At 58.6% G+C, this 15558-nt stretch carries 14 protein-coding genes; 7 read left to right on the top strand and 7 right to left on the bottom strand.

Going from position 1 to position 15558, the window contains the following annotated elements; genetic code table 11:
- Window position 1: 1 nt before the first annotated feature.
- Complete coding sequence (locus AC2TEM_RS18245; RefSeq protein WP_170398761.1) at window positions 2–193, bottom strand: hypothetical protein; 192 nt, start codon at window positions 191–193, stop codon at window positions 2–4.
- Between the two features lie 104 nt (window positions 194–297).
- Here AC2TEM_RS18245 and AC2TEM_RS18240 point away from each other — a divergent pair, with 104 nt between their 5' ends.
- The 4 genes from AC2TEM_RS18240 to AC2TEM_RS18225 all read left to right on the top strand — a co-directional run bounded on the left by AC2TEM_RS18240 (window position 298) and on the right by AC2TEM_RS18225 (window position 3277).
- Entirely contained in the window at window positions 298–990 is a 693-nt protein-coding gene (locus AC2TEM_RS18240) for a helix-turn-helix transcriptional regulator (protein WP_170406614.1), read from the top strand.
- A gap of 118 nt (window positions 991–1108) precedes the next feature.
- Window positions 1109–1780, top strand: coding sequence for a YiaD family glycine zipper/OmpA-like lipoprotein (locus AC2TEM_RS18235; protein WP_170398755.1), 672 nt, complete (start codon window positions 1109–1111; stop codon window positions 1778–1780).
- Window positions 1781–1876: 96 nt separating this feature from the next.
- Window positions 1877–2419 (top strand): NAD(P)H-dependent oxidoreductase, encoded by a 543-nt coding sequence (locus tag AC2TEM_RS18230; RefSeq protein ID WP_170425805.1) that lies wholly within the window; start codon window positions 1877–1879, stop codon window positions 2417–2419.
- A 45-nt stretch (window positions 2420–2464) separates the two neighbouring features.
- Window positions 2465–3277, top strand: a complete 813-nt coding sequence (locus tag AC2TEM_RS18225; RefSeq protein ID WP_170425803.1) for an HTD2 family dehydratase — start codon at window positions 2465–2467, stop codon at window positions 3275–3277.
- Here AC2TEM_RS18225 and AC2TEM_RS18220 read toward each other — a convergent pair.
- Window positions 3269–4303: an NAD(P)/FAD-dependent oxidoreductase gene (locus AC2TEM_RS18220; RefSeq protein WP_170425801.1), complete on the bottom strand. Its 1035-nt coding sequence runs from the start codon at window positions 4301–4303 to the stop codon at window positions 3269–3271. The two genes, AC2TEM_RS18225 and AC2TEM_RS18220, sit on opposite strands and share 9 nt — an antisense overlap.
- A gap of 55 nt (window positions 4304–4358) precedes the next feature.
- On the opposite strand from AC2TEM_RS18220, the gene mnmC2 reads away from it, so the two are divergent.
- Window positions 4359–5024: a tRNA (5-methylaminomethyl-2-thiouridine)(34)-methyltransferase MnmC2 gene (gene mnmC2, locus AC2TEM_RS18215; RefSeq protein WP_170425799.1), complete on the top strand. Its 666-nt coding sequence runs from the start codon at window positions 4359–4361 to the stop codon at window positions 5022–5024.
- Window positions 5021–5890, top strand: coding sequence for a DMT family transporter (locus tag AC2TEM_RS18210; protein WP_170425797.1), 870 nt, complete (start codon window positions 5021–5023; stop codon window positions 5888–5890). Before mnmC2 ends, AC2TEM_RS18210 begins: the two co-directional genes overlap by 4 nt.
- Here AC2TEM_RS18210 and AC2TEM_RS18205 read toward each other — a convergent pair.
- Window positions 5864–7837: a lytic transglycosylase domain-containing protein gene (locus AC2TEM_RS18205; RefSeq protein ID WP_170425795.1), complete on the bottom strand. Its 1974-nt coding sequence runs from the start codon at window positions 7835–7837 to the stop codon at window positions 5864–5866. The genes AC2TEM_RS18210 and AC2TEM_RS18205 overlap by 27 nt on opposite strands.
- A 123-nt stretch (window positions 7838–7960) precedes the next feature.
- Here AC2TEM_RS18205 and dapA point away from each other — a divergent pair, with 123 nt between their 5' ends.
- Window positions 7961–8833 carry a 4-hydroxy-tetrahydrodipicolinate synthase gene (gene dapA / locus AC2TEM_RS18200; RefSeq protein ID WP_170406596.1) on the top strand — a complete coding sequence of 291 codons (873 nt, stop codon included), beginning with the start codon at window positions 7961–7963 and terminating at the stop codon, window positions 8831–8833.
- A 131-nt stretch (window positions 8834–8964) separates the two neighbouring features.
- Here the strand turns inward: dapA and AC2TEM_RS18195 are convergent, their stop codons facing one another.
- From AC2TEM_RS18195 to xsc, 4 genes are all read right to left on the bottom strand, one after another.
- Complete coding sequence (locus tag AC2TEM_RS18195) at window positions 8965–9852, bottom strand: DmsC/YnfH family molybdoenzyme membrane anchor subunit (RefSeq protein WP_170609201.1); 888 nt, start codon at window positions 9850–9852, stop codon at window positions 8965–8967.
- The gene (locus AC2TEM_RS18190; RefSeq protein WP_170425789.1) at window positions 9852–10601 is read right to left on the bottom strand and encodes a 4Fe-4S dicluster domain-containing protein; all 750 of its coding nucleotides are present in this window, start codon (window positions 10599–10601) and stop codon (window positions 9852–9854) included. The genes AC2TEM_RS18195 and AC2TEM_RS18190 overlap by 1 nt, the downstream gene beginning before the upstream one ends.
- A 91-nt stretch (window positions 10602–10692) precedes the next feature.
- Window positions 10693–13509 (bottom strand): molybdopterin oxidoreductase family protein, encoded by a 2817-nt coding sequence (locus tag AC2TEM_RS18185; protein ID WP_170425787.1) that lies wholly within the window; start codon window positions 13507–13509, stop codon window positions 10693–10695.
- Between the two features lie 170 nt (window positions 13510–13679).
- Window positions 13680–15455, bottom strand: coding sequence for a sulfoacetaldehyde acetyltransferase (xsc, locus tag AC2TEM_RS18180; RefSeq protein WP_170425785.1), 1776 nt, complete (start codon window positions 15453–15455; stop codon window positions 13680–13682).
- Window positions 15456–15558 lie beyond the last annotated feature (103 nt).

Here is a 15558-nt window from a genome sequence, read left to right as displayed (position 1 = left end):
TCTAGGCGTTACTGGTCCAAAGCATCTTCAGGTTTCCCAGCGAAAACCGCCGGGTGCGTTTGACCGGGCGTATAACTTGGCGTTCCCGTGCGGCAGCAATTTCACGTTCGATTTCGAATCCGCGCAAAACGTGATCTTGGGACCAGCGATCCAGTTTTAAGGTCATCATGACGTGATTGTCGAGGTAGGGCATGGTCACTCTCCTGAGTTGCAATTGCCCAATCTTCGCCCAACACTCCTGACACCACCTTGTCAGGGGGGTGTGCTAAGTTGTCAGCAGATCTTTAGGAGACCCGGATGCGCCGATCGACACGTCTGTTCGAAATCATTCAGATCTTGCGTGCTGCTGAAGCGCCCGTGACGGCCGATGCGTTGGCCGCCAAGCTCGAGGTTTCGGTGCGCACCGTCTACCGCGATATTGCCGCGTTGCAGGCCCAGCGTACGCCAATCGAAGGCGAAGCGGGTGTTGGCTATCTGATGCGGCGCGGGTATGATCTGCCTCCGCTCAATTTCGACGCCGAAGAGGTTGAGGCCCTCTGGGTGGGCCTGTCGATGCTGGCCCGCACGGGTGACAGCACCTTGCAACAGGCCGCTGACCGAGTTTGTCGGAAGATCGAGGCCCTGCGCGCGCCAGCCGACTGGCTACAGGTTGCGCCCTGGGGTGCACCGATGGATGATCCGGAAAAGGGATGTGTGCCCGTCGTGAACTATCGCGAAGCGATCCGGGCTGAACGTAAAATTCGCATCACCTACGTGAATTCGGAAGATGAGCGTACCGAGCGCACGATACGGCCCGTCGCCCTGATCTACCATATTGAATGCACCATGCTGGCCGCGTGGTGCGAGCTGCGAAACGGGTTTCGCCATTTCCGCACAGATCGGATCTGGGCATGCGAACTGACCGAGGATCATTTCTGCGGGCAAGGGGAACCTCTGCGCGCGATCTGGCAGGAGCAGAACAGCTGGGATAGCTCCAAAGGGGTCGCCTGAATGGCAGGTATTCGCCGATTTCACTCAATTGTTGCTTGAGGGTCTTTGTTCTCACTGTGTTATACTAAGCGGAACGAAACAAACCCGGTGAACGGGTACGTGAGCAGAAGGTGATTCAATGACGATTTCCAAATGTGTACTGACGGTTGGACTGTGTTCAGCCCTGTTTTTGGGGGCGTGTACCGACCCGGGCACTCTCAGCGTGCAGAACGATCCCAACCAGAATGCCAAGCAAGGCGCGTTGCTGGGTGGTCTGATCGGCGCTGGTGTGGGCGCAATTGCCAATGACTCTGATCCACTGTTGGGGGCGTTGGCCGGTGGTGCCATCGGTGCCGCAGGCGGTGGCGTGATCGGCAACCAACTTGACCGGCAGGCTGCAGAGCTGCGGCAGCAGTTGGCAAATGACGGCATCACGATCGTCAACGCGGGTGATCGCCTGATCGTCACGGTTCCGAATGACATCACCTTCGACACCGACAGTTCCACCGTGCGCCCGGCCTTGCGTGCCGATTTGGTGAAGGTGGGGCAGAATTTGGTTAACTACCCGAATTCGAATGTCCAGATTATCGGTCATACTGACAGTGACGGAGAGGCGTCCTACAACCTCGGACTGTCTGAACGCCGCGCCAATGCGGTGGCTGATATTCTGCAGGCCAATGGTGTCAGCTACGCCCGTATCACTACTGTCGGGCAAGGTGAAAACAACCCGATCGCATCGAACCTGACACCCGAGGGGAAAGCCCAGAACCGGCGGGTCGAGATTGTGGTGGTTCCCAGCGACAACACCTGATCACGCGTCTCGCGCACAATGACTGCGCGTCATCGGGCCTTTGGTTCGATGGTGTCTCGGGATAACTAAGGGGAAACACCAAAGCGGAGTTTCCCCATGTCCCAACCGATCCTTCTTGGCCTTTCCGGCTCGCTACGGCAGGATGCGACCAACCGTAAATTGCTGCGCGAAGCTGCACGCCTGTTCGAACCCGGCACGTTCATTGAGGCTGATCTCAATCTGCCGCTTTATGACGGCGATCTCGAAGTTGGCGAAGGCATACCTGAAACCGTGCAGGTTTTGGCCGATCAGATTGCCCAGGCCCACGCGGTGATCATATCAACGCCGGAATACAACAAAGGGCCGTCGGGTGTTCTAAAAAACGCGCTGGACTGGGTCAGTCGGACGAAAGGCAAGCCATGGATGGATAAACCGCTCGCCGTCATGTCTGCGGCTGCGGGCCGGGCCGGGGGGGAGCGGGCGCAAATGATCTTGCGGTCCTTCATGGTCCCCTTTCAGCCACGCATTCTGCAAGGTCCCGAGCTTCACTTGGCGGACAGCTCGAATGAATTTGATGCAGGCGGGCGGCTGTCTAACGACCGCTACGAGCATACGCTGCATAACCTGATGCAAAAGCTGCGGGCAGAGGCCGGGTTTTAATCACCTTTGCTTGCCGGTCTGCACCGCAACTTCTAGGTTATGCGGATGAAGGATCAAGACCAGATAGAGACTCAGGCCGATGTCGTAGATCCTGCCCGAGCGGCTGCACTGCAGGTAGCATTGGGGCGGGAACCGACGATTGAGGCAGGCTCAGTACTACCTCCCTTCTTTCATCAGCTCTATTTCTGGTCGCCGCATGTGCCGAGCGATCTGGGGCGTGATGGACATCCTCGGGTAGGCCAAGGTCTGATCCCCGATATGGGACTACCAAGGCGCATGTGGGCAGGTGGGCGACTGCAGTTTCATCAGCCCTTTGTGGCAGGGGTCGCAGCCGAGCGTCGGACGGTCAGAGAAAGCGCCGTGGCAAAGACAGGACGTAGCGGACCGTTGGCATTTGGCACACTGCGTCACGAGATTTGGCAAAAGGGCGCGCTGAGCGTGACCGAATGGCAGGATCTGGTTTATCGTGAAGATCCCTCATCAGACGCACCGGCTCCAAAAGTTCCGATGGCTCGAACGGATGAGTTGGATCACCGCATTGTTGAATTTGATACAACCCTGTTGTTCCGCTATTCGGCGCTGACGTTTAACGGACACCGGATCCATTACGATCTTGACTATGCACGCGACGTGGAAGGCTATGCCGGGCTGGTTGTCCATGGGCCTCTGCTGGCCCAATTCCTCATGTTGTTCGCAACCGATCTGATGGGGCCTCTGGCGGAGTTTACGTTTCGCGCATCGTCGCCGCTGATGCATTTCGAATCGGCGACCCTGTGTCGGGATGGTCAGGAGTTTTGGGTGCGTGGACCCGGAGGCCGACAATGCATGTCAGCCAAGGCAATACCGCAATCAGAGTGAAGCTTCGGGCAGAAAATCCTGCGGGATTCTATCGCGTCCTTCCAGCATCAAGTCGGCCATGACCTCGGCCACCTTCGGTGCCATACCAAAACCGATCTTGAATCCCCCATTGGCGATAAACTGCCCTTTGTGCAGGGGATGCGCGCCCAGCATCGGCGCGCGGCTTTTGCTGCGGGGGCGGACACCGGCCCAGCGTTCGATTACTTCCGCCCCGTGCAGGACCGGCACGGCACGCATGGCGCGGTCCAGTACATCGTCCAGAGCGGCATCTGTGCTAGTCGGATCGTCGTATTCGCGTTCTGATGTCGAGCCAATGGCCAGCGTACCATCGGCATGAGGCACGATGTGAACGGCATCGGCAAACAACTGTGGTACGTCACCCGCATAAAATCGCAGCAACGCCGCCTGTCCTTTCACGCCGTTACCGATTGTCTTGCCAAACGCCTTGCTGAGCTCTTGCAGACCCGCAAGTCCAGTGGCGTGTACGACTTGTCCCTTGTCGGGCGCTTCGGCGGTAACTTCTACTCCCATTACGGCAAGCGCGGCCACCAGCGCCACGCAGGCACGCCTTGGGTGCATGCGCGCGCTTAGTGTATCGTGGACGACATATCCCGTCGGGCTGGGTGGGCACCAGGCACCAATCTGATCTACCAACCGGACGCGCCAATCAGCCTGACCCTGCCAGAGTGTTGCAGCCGTTTGTTCACGCGCTTGGGCCAGCTCCAAACCGCGTGCGTCTGGTATGGGTTGCAGACGCCCAAGACGTGCGTAGCCGGGCGATACACCACCGGTGGCCTCGACTTGTTTCCAGAACGGTTCAGCCATGATTAAACTTTCAAACTGGAACGCCTTTTTGGTGTTCCAGTTTTCGGGCACATGTGGGGCCAGCGCGCCAACAAGCCCTCCACTGGACCCCGCGCCCGGACCAAATGGGTCGACGATCTGGACCTTCGCGCCGCGCCGTGCGCAGGTCCAGGCGATGGAGAGGCCAAATATTCCTGCGCCCCGCACCGTCACATCGACCATTGCCAATCCCCTTTTCGTTGTTCAGTGTCGCGCCGCTTAGCTACAGGATTCCCCGATGGCAGACCAGCGTGCCGAACTTACTTGGACGGAAGACCAGATCCCGGTCTCGAATCGGTTCGATGACCCCTATTACTCGTTGCAGAACGGGTTAGAGGAAACGTGTCATGTGTTTCTGGCAGGCAACGATCTGCCAACGCGCTTTGTACCGGGGTTTCACATCGCTGAACTAGGCTTTGGCACCGGCCTGAATCTGTTGACCGCGTGGTCGGCGTGGGAAGCAGCAGGGCAGACTACACCTTTATGGTTCACCAGCTTCGAGGCCTTTCCGATGGCGCCTGACGATATGTCGCGTGCTTTGGCGGCCTTTCCCGAGGTGGCACCGTGGGCCGATCGCTTATTGGAAACATGGAATGGGCAGAAATGCGTGCTGGACACGTTGCATCTTGAGGTCATGGTCGGAGACGCGCGCCAGACCTTGCCCACATGGGCAGGTGAGGCAGATGCGTGGTTTCTGGATGGCTTCTCACCCGCAAAAAACCCCGAGCTGTGGGGGGCTGAACTGATGCAGCAGGTGGCGGAGCACACGATTCAAGGCGGTACAGCGGCAACCTATACTGCCGCGGGTTTCGTGCGTCGGGGCCTATCCGACGCAGGTTTTGATGTTACCCGCAGCCCCGGCTTTGGCCGTAAACGGCACATGACCCGGGCGGTGAAGCAATGAACCAGAAGAACAACGTCAACGCCGGTATAGCGCTTATGGTCAGCGCGACGATCGTGTTTGCTTTGCAGGATGGGATTTCGCGCCATCTGGCCGGTACCTACAATACGTATATGGTGGTGATGATCCGGTACTGGTTCTTTGCCGCATTCGTGATTGCTCTGGCTGCGAGATCTAGCGGAGGTTTGCGGGCGGCGGCGCAAACCAGCCAGTTGGGACTCCAGATATTCCGGGGTGTGTTACTGGCCGCAGAAATTTGTGTCGCCGTTTTCAGCTTTACCATTCTGGGCTTGATTGAAAGCCAGGCCGTTTTCATCAGCTATCCGCTGCTGATCGCTGCCCTCAGCGGCCCGGTTCTGGGTGAGAAAGTCGGCTGGCGTCGCTGGGCTGCCATCGGGGTCGGCTGCATCGGGGTGTTGATCATCCTGCAGCCCGGTGCCGGTGTGTTCAACCCTTGGGCTGTGATCCCGCTGATCTCGGCGTTTATGTTCGCGATTTATGGCCTGCTGACACGGTATGCGGCTCGGCGGGACAGTACTGCGACCAGTTTTTTCTGGACTGGGGTGGCTGGTGCAGTCGCAATGACTGCTGTTGGTGTCTGGTTTTGGGAACCCATGGCCAGCAGCGATTGGTTTTGGATGGGGTTGCTTTGCATCGCAGGCGCTCTGGGACACTGGCTATTGATTAAGTGCTACGAAATGGCTGAGGCCAGCGCCGTGCAACCCTTTGCCTATTTCCATCTGATGTGGAGCGCAATTCTCGGCATCACGATCTTCCACGAGACCCTGCGCCCCGAGGTTGTTCTGGGCGCAGCTTTGGTGATCGCGGCGGGCCTGTTCACCTTATGGCGCGAACGACGAAAGGGTTGAACCGGTTAGTTCCTTTGAGAATGGCACTGGTAAAGCTGGCCGCCCAAGCCGAGCGCGATAGACCGGCAGGCTTTCGGCGACACGCATGACATAGTTGCGCGTCTCCTTGAAAGGAATGGTCTCAATCCAGTCGATCACGTCCACCTGGCCCCGGCGCGGGTCGCCATAGCGTTCCATCCACGAAATCGGCCGTCTTGGCCCCGCGTTATATCCAGCGGCCATCATCACGACATTGCCGTTGAAGTCCTCTGCAAGCGTTGCAAGATAATTCGCCCCCAGCTTTGCGTTATATTGCCAGTCCGAGGTTAGGCGCGCGGTTTTATGGCCACCCAGAATACCCAAATCCTGAGCCACAAGTTTGGCGGTAGCGGGCATGACCTGCATCAAACCGCGCGCGCCTGCGCCACTGATGACTACCGGATCGAACTCACTTTCGCGTCGGGCAATTGCCAGCGTCATTTCCTTCGCCATGGGAAGTCCCATATCTGCGACCGGGTGCACTGGGTAATAAGCGGCAGGCAAAACAACACCGGTTGTTGCCGCGCGCTTGGCGATCATGACGGCCAGATGCGGTTCGTTCAGTTCGATCACCAGGTCCCCCAGCTGAGCGGCTTGGGTTTGATCGAGACCTTCCACCAAATGGGTCAGAAACCGTTCTGAAAGGTTTCCCTCTCCTGCGCGCTGCAACAGCAATCCAGCCTCCAACACGCTTGAGTCAGCGAATGCGGCTTGTTTCCAATGCGGCGCGCGGCGTGGGTTGGCCAATTCGCTGTCAAACGGACGGCCGATTTGTTCCGCCGCCAGCAACCCGTAGAACGAGGTCTGATAGTTCGCGCCTTCGGCATAAGCCTCGTGCGCCTTGTCAGCATCCCCCTGCGCCGCATAGGCGCGGCCCAGCCAATATCCACCTCGACCCTTCGAAATCGGCGATTGCACCGCCTCCGAGAAATTCTGGAAATGCCGCACCGCCGTGGCCGGATCATTCAGCTTGCGCAGCGCCAGAAATCCCGAGAGCCACTCCAAATCAGCATAGCCATAGCCCATTTCGGGGGTCATGTGGTGATTGGCGGCAATCGCATAGGCGCGTTCGGCATCTCCCGTGCGCATCTCAAGACGTGCCAGTCTGCGTCGCCCTTCCGCCCATTTGTCGGGTTCACCCAGCGATTTCGGTCCGGTCGAGCGTGCCAACATCAGGTCAATGGCGCTGTCGTCCAGTTCTTTGCGATCCCGCCACACGAAACGATCAAATGCCAGGCCAGGGTCTTTGGCCAGTGATTCCGGCACTGCGGCGACTTTGCCGTCCACTCCGTTTTCGCGCTTTTGCAGGGCAATGCGCGCCTCGGCCAGTTTGCGCTGATCAGAGTTGACCAGGGGCAGCATCCGCCCGGCGCTGACAAGATGCCCATCCCACAACATCCGATCCAACCTGGCCTCGTGATGTGGTCTCAGAAGCTTCCCGAAGTTCTCAAGATAATCCTTTTGTAGGCCCGACCCCATCGGCATGGTTCGCCAAGCGGTTACGACGTCGGCTTCTGCTTCACCATTGCGGCCTTGGCTTTTCAAGGCCACGGCATAATTCAAAGCACCTTCTGCTGTTTGCGGAGGCAACCCTTCGTAGAATTTCAGAACTCGATTCGGATCGGCCCCGGTGAATGATGGCTCGCTCTTACGGCGCAGCCAGGCCAAACCGGGCCAATCCGGGCGCCGCTCAAGAAACACCAGCACATCGCCCGAGCTGCCAAAACCTTCGCGTAGCCAATGCCAGACAATAATGTCCCGCGCCACCGATCCACGCTGGCCTGCAACGCGCAGCGCGGCATTCCAATCGCCCTTGCGCATCTCATAGAGCCCCGCGCGCAAATCCTGCGTCGCATCCGCACGAGTGGCATGCGGCTGTAGCATCAGCGCCAGAATCATCGCTATTCCAAGCGACAGAATACGTCTCATCCCTTGCATTCCCCAACAAACCAAGGATACAGCCATGCAGGATAAACCTTGCGCCGCCGGGATCAACTCACAAACCCTTAATCGTGACAGACCGGTGCGCAAAAAACACCTAAGGAGCGTTCCATGTTTAAAGGCTCAATGCCAGCCCTGGTCACCCCGTTCAGCAACGGCGCGTTGGACCTGGAAACGCTCAAACACCTGGTGGAATGGCAAATACAGCAAGGTTCGACCGGTCTGGTTCCGGTTGGTACGACCGGCGAAAGCCCGACCCTCAGCCATGAAGAACATGAAACGGTTATCGCCGAAGTGGTGAAGGCTGCAGCAGGTCGCGTGCCTGTCATCGCAGGCGCGGGCTCCAACAATACTGTCGAGGCAATTCGGTTTGTTCAGTTTGCGCAAAAAATCGGTGCGGATGCGGCGCTGGTCGTAACCCCCTATTACAACAAGCCGACCCAGAAGGGGCTGCTGGCGCATTTCCAAACTCTGCATGACAGTGCTGATATCCCGATCATCATCTACAATATCCCGGGTCGTTCGGTCATCGACATGACTCCTGCAACGATGGGTGAGTTGGCGAAACTGCCGCGCATCATCGGAGTCAAGGACGCGACCGGAGATCTGGCGCGCGTCAGCCAGCAGCGTGCAAGCTGTGGTGCGGATTTCTGCCAGCTATCCGGGGAAGACGCGACTGCACTGGGCTTCAATGCTCATGGCGGAGTGGGCTGCATCTCGGTCACCGCAAACGTGGCTCCGAAGCTCTGTGCTGAATTCCAGCAGGCAACGCTGAATGGCGACTACGAAATGGCGCTGGAGTATCAGGACCGCCTGATGCCCCTGCACGAAGCGATCTTCATCGAGCCCGGTCTGGTTGGCGCAAAATACGCGCTCAGTAAACTTGGCCTGTGTAGCACCGAAGTGCGCTCGCCTCTGACCGAGCTGGAAGACAGCACCAAAGCCGCTATCGAAGCAGCAATGGCGCATGCTGGATTAATCTGAAATCAATATACGGACTCGTAAGGGCGGCCTCGAAGATCGAGCGCCGCCCTTTCTAATTCGGGATCCAAACTTCATCTGGCTAGAAATACCTCGGTGAGGCGCGGCTTGCCGCGACAGGGGCAGAGCCCCCATCAACGCTTGCCGTAGTACAACCCAACCACATGCTCTGCTTGCGCGAAGAACAACCAGCGTGAAACAGCAACGCCGGTGACATGCGACAACACCGCCACAAGCGCAAAGACATGCTTGATCAGAACGCCGCCAAAAGGGATCAGAAGCAGCAGTAAAGGCAGCACAAAAGCCAGACCAAAAGATATCATCCGTAGTTTCTGCGCATGCTTCCGACCGACCACATGCACAAACTCACACAGCAGATAGTTTGTACCTGTATGAGGTGGTTCGAATGCGCGGACAGCGCCTCGCTCACCAAGCCCTGTCGCGGTTGCCAGCGTGGTTCCCGATCGGGACAACGCATCGTCGCCCTTGGCCCAATAGGCAAGCTGTACAGCGCCGGCAATAGCCAGCAACCAAGGGGCAAGCGCTTCCGCTCCGGCCAACAAAGCACCGCCTGCAAGGCTGAACGACAAGAACATGGCCGGTGTCAGGTTCATGTTCCAGCGAGGGATGGTCTTGAGCTGCGTGTAGATCATCGATGTGGTGAAGACCGTGGCCAGCGAGAATGCCGCCCCGATCCAGCCCAGCACACCCCAGCGTTGGCCTAGAAAGACCGCACCAATGGCATAGAGCCCCATGACGAGCAGCGCGATGACCGCGCACCAGCCCTCGCGGCTGAGCCAGCTTGAGCGCCACTGGGTGAAGGCTTTCCAGGCGCGCTCGGGGTGGCCGAGGTGGAAGGTCGACGCGAGCAAACCTCCGACGGACAAGCCATAGGCAATTGCGAAAAACACAAACGCGACCCAGCCCGAGACGTCAGGTATGCCGAGCCCCAGGAAGAACAAGAGTCCAAATCCGAGGCCGGACAGGGTGGTAAAGATGATAACGGAAGGTGCCGGGTGCATCAGAGCTTCTCCAGGGTCTTGTCGAGCCAGCCGAGGAAACCCTTGGGCTCTTCGGCGACCGGGGCCAGCAGAGGGGCCAGGATGTCAATCTGCTCCTCAATTTTGTCCTTGGGTCGGGGCGGCAGGTACTTGTTGACGGGTTTGGTGCCCTGTTCAGGCATCAGGTCCATGCCGCCACGTTCGACGACCAGCTTGCTGACATCACTGCCAGGGTCGCCGAGATCGCCAAAATGCCGGGCACCCGCCGGGCAGGTGCGCACACAGGAGGGCACACGATCCACCTCGGGTAGGTTCTCGTTGTAAATCCGATCGACGCAAAGCGTGCATTTCTTCATTACGCCTTCGGCCTGATCCAGCTCGCGCGCGCCATAGGGACAGGACCATGCGCACAGGCCGCAGCCGATACAGTCACTTTCGTTGACCAGAACGATTCCGTCCTCGACCCGCTTGTAGCTGGCACCGGTGGGGCAGACGGTCACGCAGGGTGCGTCTTCGCAATGCAGGCAGGATTTGGGGAAGTGGATCAACTGGGCGTTCCCTTCGGCGGGTTGCACCTCGTAAGAGTGCACCCGGTTCAGGAAAGTGCCTGAAGGGTCAGCACCATAAGCATCCTGATCCGACAGTGGCGCGCCGTAGTTTTCGGTGTTCCAGCCTTTGCATGAAATGACGCAGGCATGGCAGCCAACGCAGGTGTCCAGATCAATGACCAGACCCATCTTGCGTTCGGTTGATTGGGGGAGCTGGGTCATGACTGCCTTGCCTCTGCGATTGTGGTCAGGGCGGGCTGGGGCTCTGCCCCAGACCCCGAGATATTTATAGCCAGATGAAGAACGGATCGGGTCATTTGCCCACCTTCCAGGCCAAATCCTTTGGCCCTTGCCCGACCGGCGATTTGATTGGAGCGAATTCTGGCTGGCTTTCAGCATCGCTTGGAGCGGCGGCCTTTTCGATTTTTACCTTCAGATCGAACCAGGCGGCCTGACCGGTGATCGGATCAGAGTTTGCCCAGCGCAGGCCGTCACCTTTGGGGGGCAGCAGCTCGTGGATCAGGTGGTTGAGCAGGAAACCCTTGGTGGCCTCGGGGGCGTCTTTCTGCAAGGCCCAGGCCCCTTTGCGCTTTCCGATGGCATTCCAAGTCCACACGGTATTGTTGTTCAGCGCAGCCATCTCCATGACGGGTACCGTGATCTCGCCATGTGGAGAGCTGACTTTGGCCCAATCGCCGTCTTGCAGCCCGTGTTCACGCATCAGCTTGGTCGGGACGTATAGCGGGTTGCGCCCATGCAGCTGACGCAACCAGGCGTTTTGTGTGCCCCAACTATGATACATCGCCATTGGCCGCTGGGTCAGAGCGTTGACGGTGAAGCCTTCATTGCCGGTCTGATCGGTTTCGTACCAAATGGGCAGGGGGTCCATTGTATCTTGGATCTGCGCGCGCAGGTGATCTGGGGGCTGGCGTTCCCCGTAGCCTTCGGCGGCCAGTTGGAATTTACGCATCGGCTCGGAATAGAGCTGGAATAGATAGGGCTGTGGGCTGTCATAGATACCCATGCCCACAGCCCAGTCTTGATAGGCAGTGTTCCAAGGTTTGTAGTAATCCGCACCTTCGGGAATATGCGCGACATAGAAGCCACCATTCTCGATGTATTGGTTCAATTGGTCGGGGTTAACCTCGCCACGACCTTCCTTGTCGCCGTTTTCGCCCCGGAAACCGGCAAGCGGTCCAATCCCCGGCTTGCGTTCGTGGTTGACGATATAGTCGGCGTAATCCGTCCACTTGGCGCTGCCATCATCGTTGGTAAAGCCGGGCAGGCCCATGCGGTTGGCCAGATCGATCAGAACCGACTGGAAGCCGCGTACGTCGCGGTCGGGTTCAATCACCGGCCAGCGGATCGCGTCTGCCGCTGCCTCGGCCTCGCAGATCGGGCGGTCCAGTAGCGAGATACAGTCATGTCGTTCCAGATAGGTTGTATCGGGCAGGATAAGGTCGGCATAGGCCACCATTTCCGAGGAATAAGCATCGGAATAGATGATATGCGGGATCACGTAGTCGCCGTTCTCATCCTTGTCCGTCAGCATCTCCATGACACCCTTGGTGTTCATGGTCGAGTTCCAGGACATGTTCGCCATGTACATGAACAACGTGTCGATCTTGTAGGGATCGCCCGCATGTGCGTTCGAGATCACCATATGCATCAGCCCGTGGCTGGACATCGGGTTTTCCCATGTAAACGCTTTGTCGATCCGCGCCGGGCTGCCGTCTTCTTTCAGCGCCAGATGCTCGGGGCCGCGAACAAACCCCAGATGCGGCCCGTCCAGCGGTGTATTCGGCGTCACCTTACAATGCGGAGTCGGATGCGCCTCAACTGGCTTGGGATAGGGCGGCTTGAAGCGGAAGCCGCCGGGGACTTCGACCGTTCCAAGCAGGATCTGCAACACATGCAGGGCGCGGCAGGTCTGGAAACCGTTCGCGTGGGCCGAAACGCCGCGCATCGAGTGCATCGCGACGGGGCGACCAATCATCTTCGAGTGTTTCTCGCCCCGGAAATCGGTCCATTCATGGTCCAGTTCGAACGCTTCATCAAAGGCCACACGGGCCAGCTCGCCAGCAATCGCGCGAATGCGGGTCGCTGGTACGCCGCATTTTTCTGCGATTGCCTCGGGGGCGTATTCATCCGCCAGATACCGTTCTGCCATGTGGTGGAAGACGGGGCGGTGGGTGACACCGTCCTTTTCGTAGGTCGCTGATAGGTCAGGGCGGACGCCGGGGGTGTCGAAAGCAGTCAGCTTGCCGGTATTGCGGTCGATGACCAATGGCTTGCCGTCATCGTCTTTCAGGAACAGACCCTTTTCCGGACCGTCGGATGCGTTGATCAGGACCGGCGCGTTGGTGTAGCGACTTAGGTAATCCAGATCGATTTTGCCTGCCTTCATCAGCACATGGATCATCGACAAGATGAACAGGCCATCGGTACCGGGGGTGATGCCGACCCAATCATCTGCCACGGCGTTATAGCCCGAGCGGATCGGATTTACCCCAATCACCCGGGCACCGCGCGCCTTGATCTTGCCGATGCCCATTTTAATCGGGTTGCTGTCGTGGTCTTCTGCAACGCCGAACAGCATGAACAGCTTGGTGTGATCCCAGTCGGGCTGACCGAACTCCCAGAATGCACCGCCCATCGTGTAGATGCCACCGGCTGCCATGTTGACCGAACAGAACCCGCCATGGGCCGCATAGTTACAGGTGCCGAAATTCTGTGCCCAGAAACTGGTGAAGCTCTGGCTCTGATCACGGCCGGTGAAAAAGGCCAGTTTCTCAGGGTTGTCTTCGCGGATCGGTTTTAGCCAACCGACAGCGATCTCGAGCGCCTCGTCCCAACTGATCTCTTCGAACTCGCCAGACCCACGCGGGCCGACGCGTTTGAGCGGTGCGCGTAGGCGCGACGGGGCGTTCACCTGCATAATCCCCGCGCTGCCTTTGGCGCAGAGAACGCCCTTGTTTACCGGATGATCCCGATTGCCTTCGATATAAGCGACCTTCCCATCCTTCATGTGCACGTTGATACCGCAGCGGCAGGCACACATGTAGCATGTAGTCCGGCGGATCTCGTCTGACACGGGTGGGGATAGGTTGAGGTTCGGTTGTTGATTCACGCTGTCTCTCCCTGTGGCGGATCGCCTTGGTACCTGTACGTGTTGAACACACTGGAGCGTAAGCACACCGGGCTCAACCATATAGAGGAAGAGAGTGCAGGCACCCCCTTCCTCTGCTTTTCTTTAAGCGGACCGGTCGAACCCGGTCCGACTTATGTTTTTGACAGCAATCAAACCTGCTGCAGACGCATGTCGCTTGCGTCGATACCTGCAACCTCAACCGGCTTCTTCATCGCGTCGCGACGGAAGGGTTCACCCAGTTCCTGGTTGATCATTGCTTCGATCAGGGTGGTGATGCCGTTCTTCTGATCCTCGATCGCCTGGCTCAACGCCGCTGTCAGTTCATCCTGAGTGCGCGCGATGACGCCTTTCAGGCCACAGGCGTTGGCGATGCCGGCATAGGACACTTTTGTGTCCAACTCGGTGCCGACGAAGTTGTCATCGAACCACAGGGTCGAGTTGCGCTTTTCCGCACCCCACTGGTAGTTGCGGAACACAACCTGAGTGATGGCTGGCCATTCTTCGCGACCGATGGCGGTCAGTTCGGTGACTGCAATGCCGAAGGCACCATCGCCAGAGAAGCCGACAACTGGTACATCCGGGCAGCCGATCTTCGCGCCAATGACCGAAGGCAGACCATAGCCACAGGGGCCGAACAGGCCGGGGGCCAGATACTTGCGGCCTTCTTCAAACGAAGGATAGGCGTTGCCGATGGCGCAGTTGTTGCCGATGTCGGACGAGATGATCGCCTCTTTCGGCAGCGCGGATTGGATCGCGCGCCATGCTTTGCGCGGGCTCAGCCAGTCCGGCTTGGCAGCGCGAGCGCGCTCGTTCCAGGTGGTGCCCGGATCGTCCTGCTCGTGGTCCATCGAGGTCAGCTCTTGCGCCCAACGCGATTTGGTTTCGGCGATTTTCGCCTTGCGCGCGTCGCGGCCTTCGTCACCGGCTGTGTCGGACAGTTGGTTCAGGATGCTGGTGGCAACGCTCGCCGCATCGCCCACGATACCAACCGAAACCTTCTTGGTCAGGCCGATGCGGTCGGGGTTGATGTCGACCTGAATGATCTTTGCATCTGCAGGCCAGTACTCCATGCCGTAGCCTGGAAGGGTCGAGAACGGGTTCAGGCGGGTGCCGAGGCACAGAACAACGTCTGCTTCCTTGATCAGCTGCATACCGGCTTTCGAGCCGTTATAGCCCAGCGGGCCAGCGAACAGTGGGTGCGAACCGGGGAAAGCGTCATTGTGCTGGTAGCCAACGCAGACCGGAGCGTCCAGACGCTCGGCCAGTGCTTTCGACGCTTCGATGCCGCCTTTCGACAGAACGGTGCCTGCACCGTTCAGAATAACGGGGTTCTTTGCGTTCGACAGCAGAGCGGCAGCTTCGGATACGGCCGATGCACCACCCGAAGGCAGTTCAAACTCAACAACAGCAGGCAGCTCGATGTCGATCACCTGAGTGAAGAAGTCGCGCGGAACGTTGATCTGCGCAGGTGCCGAAGCGCGCTTGGCGTTCATGATCACCCGGCTCAGAACCTCTGCCATGCGGCTGGGGTCACGCACCTCTTCCTGATAGCAAACGCAGTCTGCGAACATGCGCATCTGCTCCATTTCCTGGAATCCACCTTGACCCATGGTCTTGTTTGCGGCCTGCGGAGTGACCAGCAGCAGCGGAGTGTGGTTCCAATAGGCAGTTTTGACGGCGGTCACAAAATTGGTGATGCCGGGGCCGTTCTGGGCGATCATCATCGACATCTTGCCGGTTGCGCGGGTGTAGCCGTCAGCCATCATGCCGCCGGACCCTTCGTGGGCACAATCCCAGAAAGTGATGCCTGCTTTGCCAAAGATGTCGGAGATCGGCATCATGGCCGAGCCGATGATACCGAACGCATGTTCGATGCCATGCATCTGCAGGGTTTTTACAAAGGCTTCTTCAGTGGTCATCTTCATCTGCGTAATCTCCGATCATAGAAGGATGGAACGGGGGTTTTGCACCCAGTTTTCTGATCGGTTTTGGCGTACGGGTGTCTGTGGCGTTAGGGCCAGAACCGGT

This window comes from Ruegeria sp. HKCCD3925 (assembly GCF_057221175.1).
Note: the sequence above shows the minus strand (reverse complement) of the source record. Positions and strands in the feature narration are given on the sequence as shown.

Coding starts and splice junctions, on each gene's coding strand:
- AC2TEM_RS18230 (WP_170425805.1), top strand. CDS start 1,877: ATGTCCCAACCGATCCTTCTTGGCCTTTCCGGCTCGCTACGGCAGGAT.
- AC2TEM_RS18240 (WP_170406614.1), top strand. CDS start 298: ATGCGCCGATCGACACGTCTGTTCGAAATCATTCAGATCTTGCGTGCT.
- AC2TEM_RS18190 (WP_170425789.1), bottom strand. CDS start 10,601: ATGACCCAGCTCCCCCAATCAACCGAACGCAAGATGGGTCTGGTCATT.
- xsc (WP_170425785.1), bottom strand. CDS start 15,455: ATGAAGATGACCACTGAAGAAGCCTTTGTAAAAACCCTGCAGATGCAT.
- AC2TEM_RS18245 (WP_170398761.1), bottom strand. CDS start 193: ATGCCCTACCTCGACAATCACGTCATGATGACCTTAAAACTGGATCGC.
- AC2TEM_RS18195 (WP_170609201.1), bottom strand. CDS start 9,852: ATGCACCCGGCACCTTCCGTTATCATCTTTACCACCCTGTCCGGCCTC.
- AC2TEM_RS18220 (WP_170425801.1), bottom strand. CDS start 4,303: ATGGTCGATGTGACGGTGCGGGGCGCAGGAATATTTGGCCTCTCCATC.
- AC2TEM_RS18210 (WP_170425797.1), top strand. CDS start 5,021: ATGAACCAGAAGAACAACGTCAACGCCGGTATAGCGCTTATGGTCAGC.
- AC2TEM_RS18225 (WP_170425803.1), top strand. CDS start 2,465: ATGAAGGATCAAGACCAGATAGAGACTCAGGCCGATGTCGTAGATCCT.
- mnmC2 (WP_170425799.1), top strand. CDS start 4,359: ATGGCAGACCAGCGTGCCGAACTTACTTGGACGGAAGACCAGATCCCG.
- AC2TEM_RS18235 (WP_170398755.1), top strand. CDS start 1,109: ATGACGATTTCCAAATGTGTACTGACGGTTGGACTGTGTTCAGCCCTG.
- dapA (WP_170406596.1), top strand. CDS start 7,961: ATGTTTAAAGGCTCAATGCCAGCCCTGGTCACCCCGTTCAGCAACGGC.
- AC2TEM_RS18205 (WP_170425795.1), bottom strand. CDS start 7,837: ATGAGACGTATTCTGTCGCTTGGAATAGCGATGATTCTGGCGCTGATG.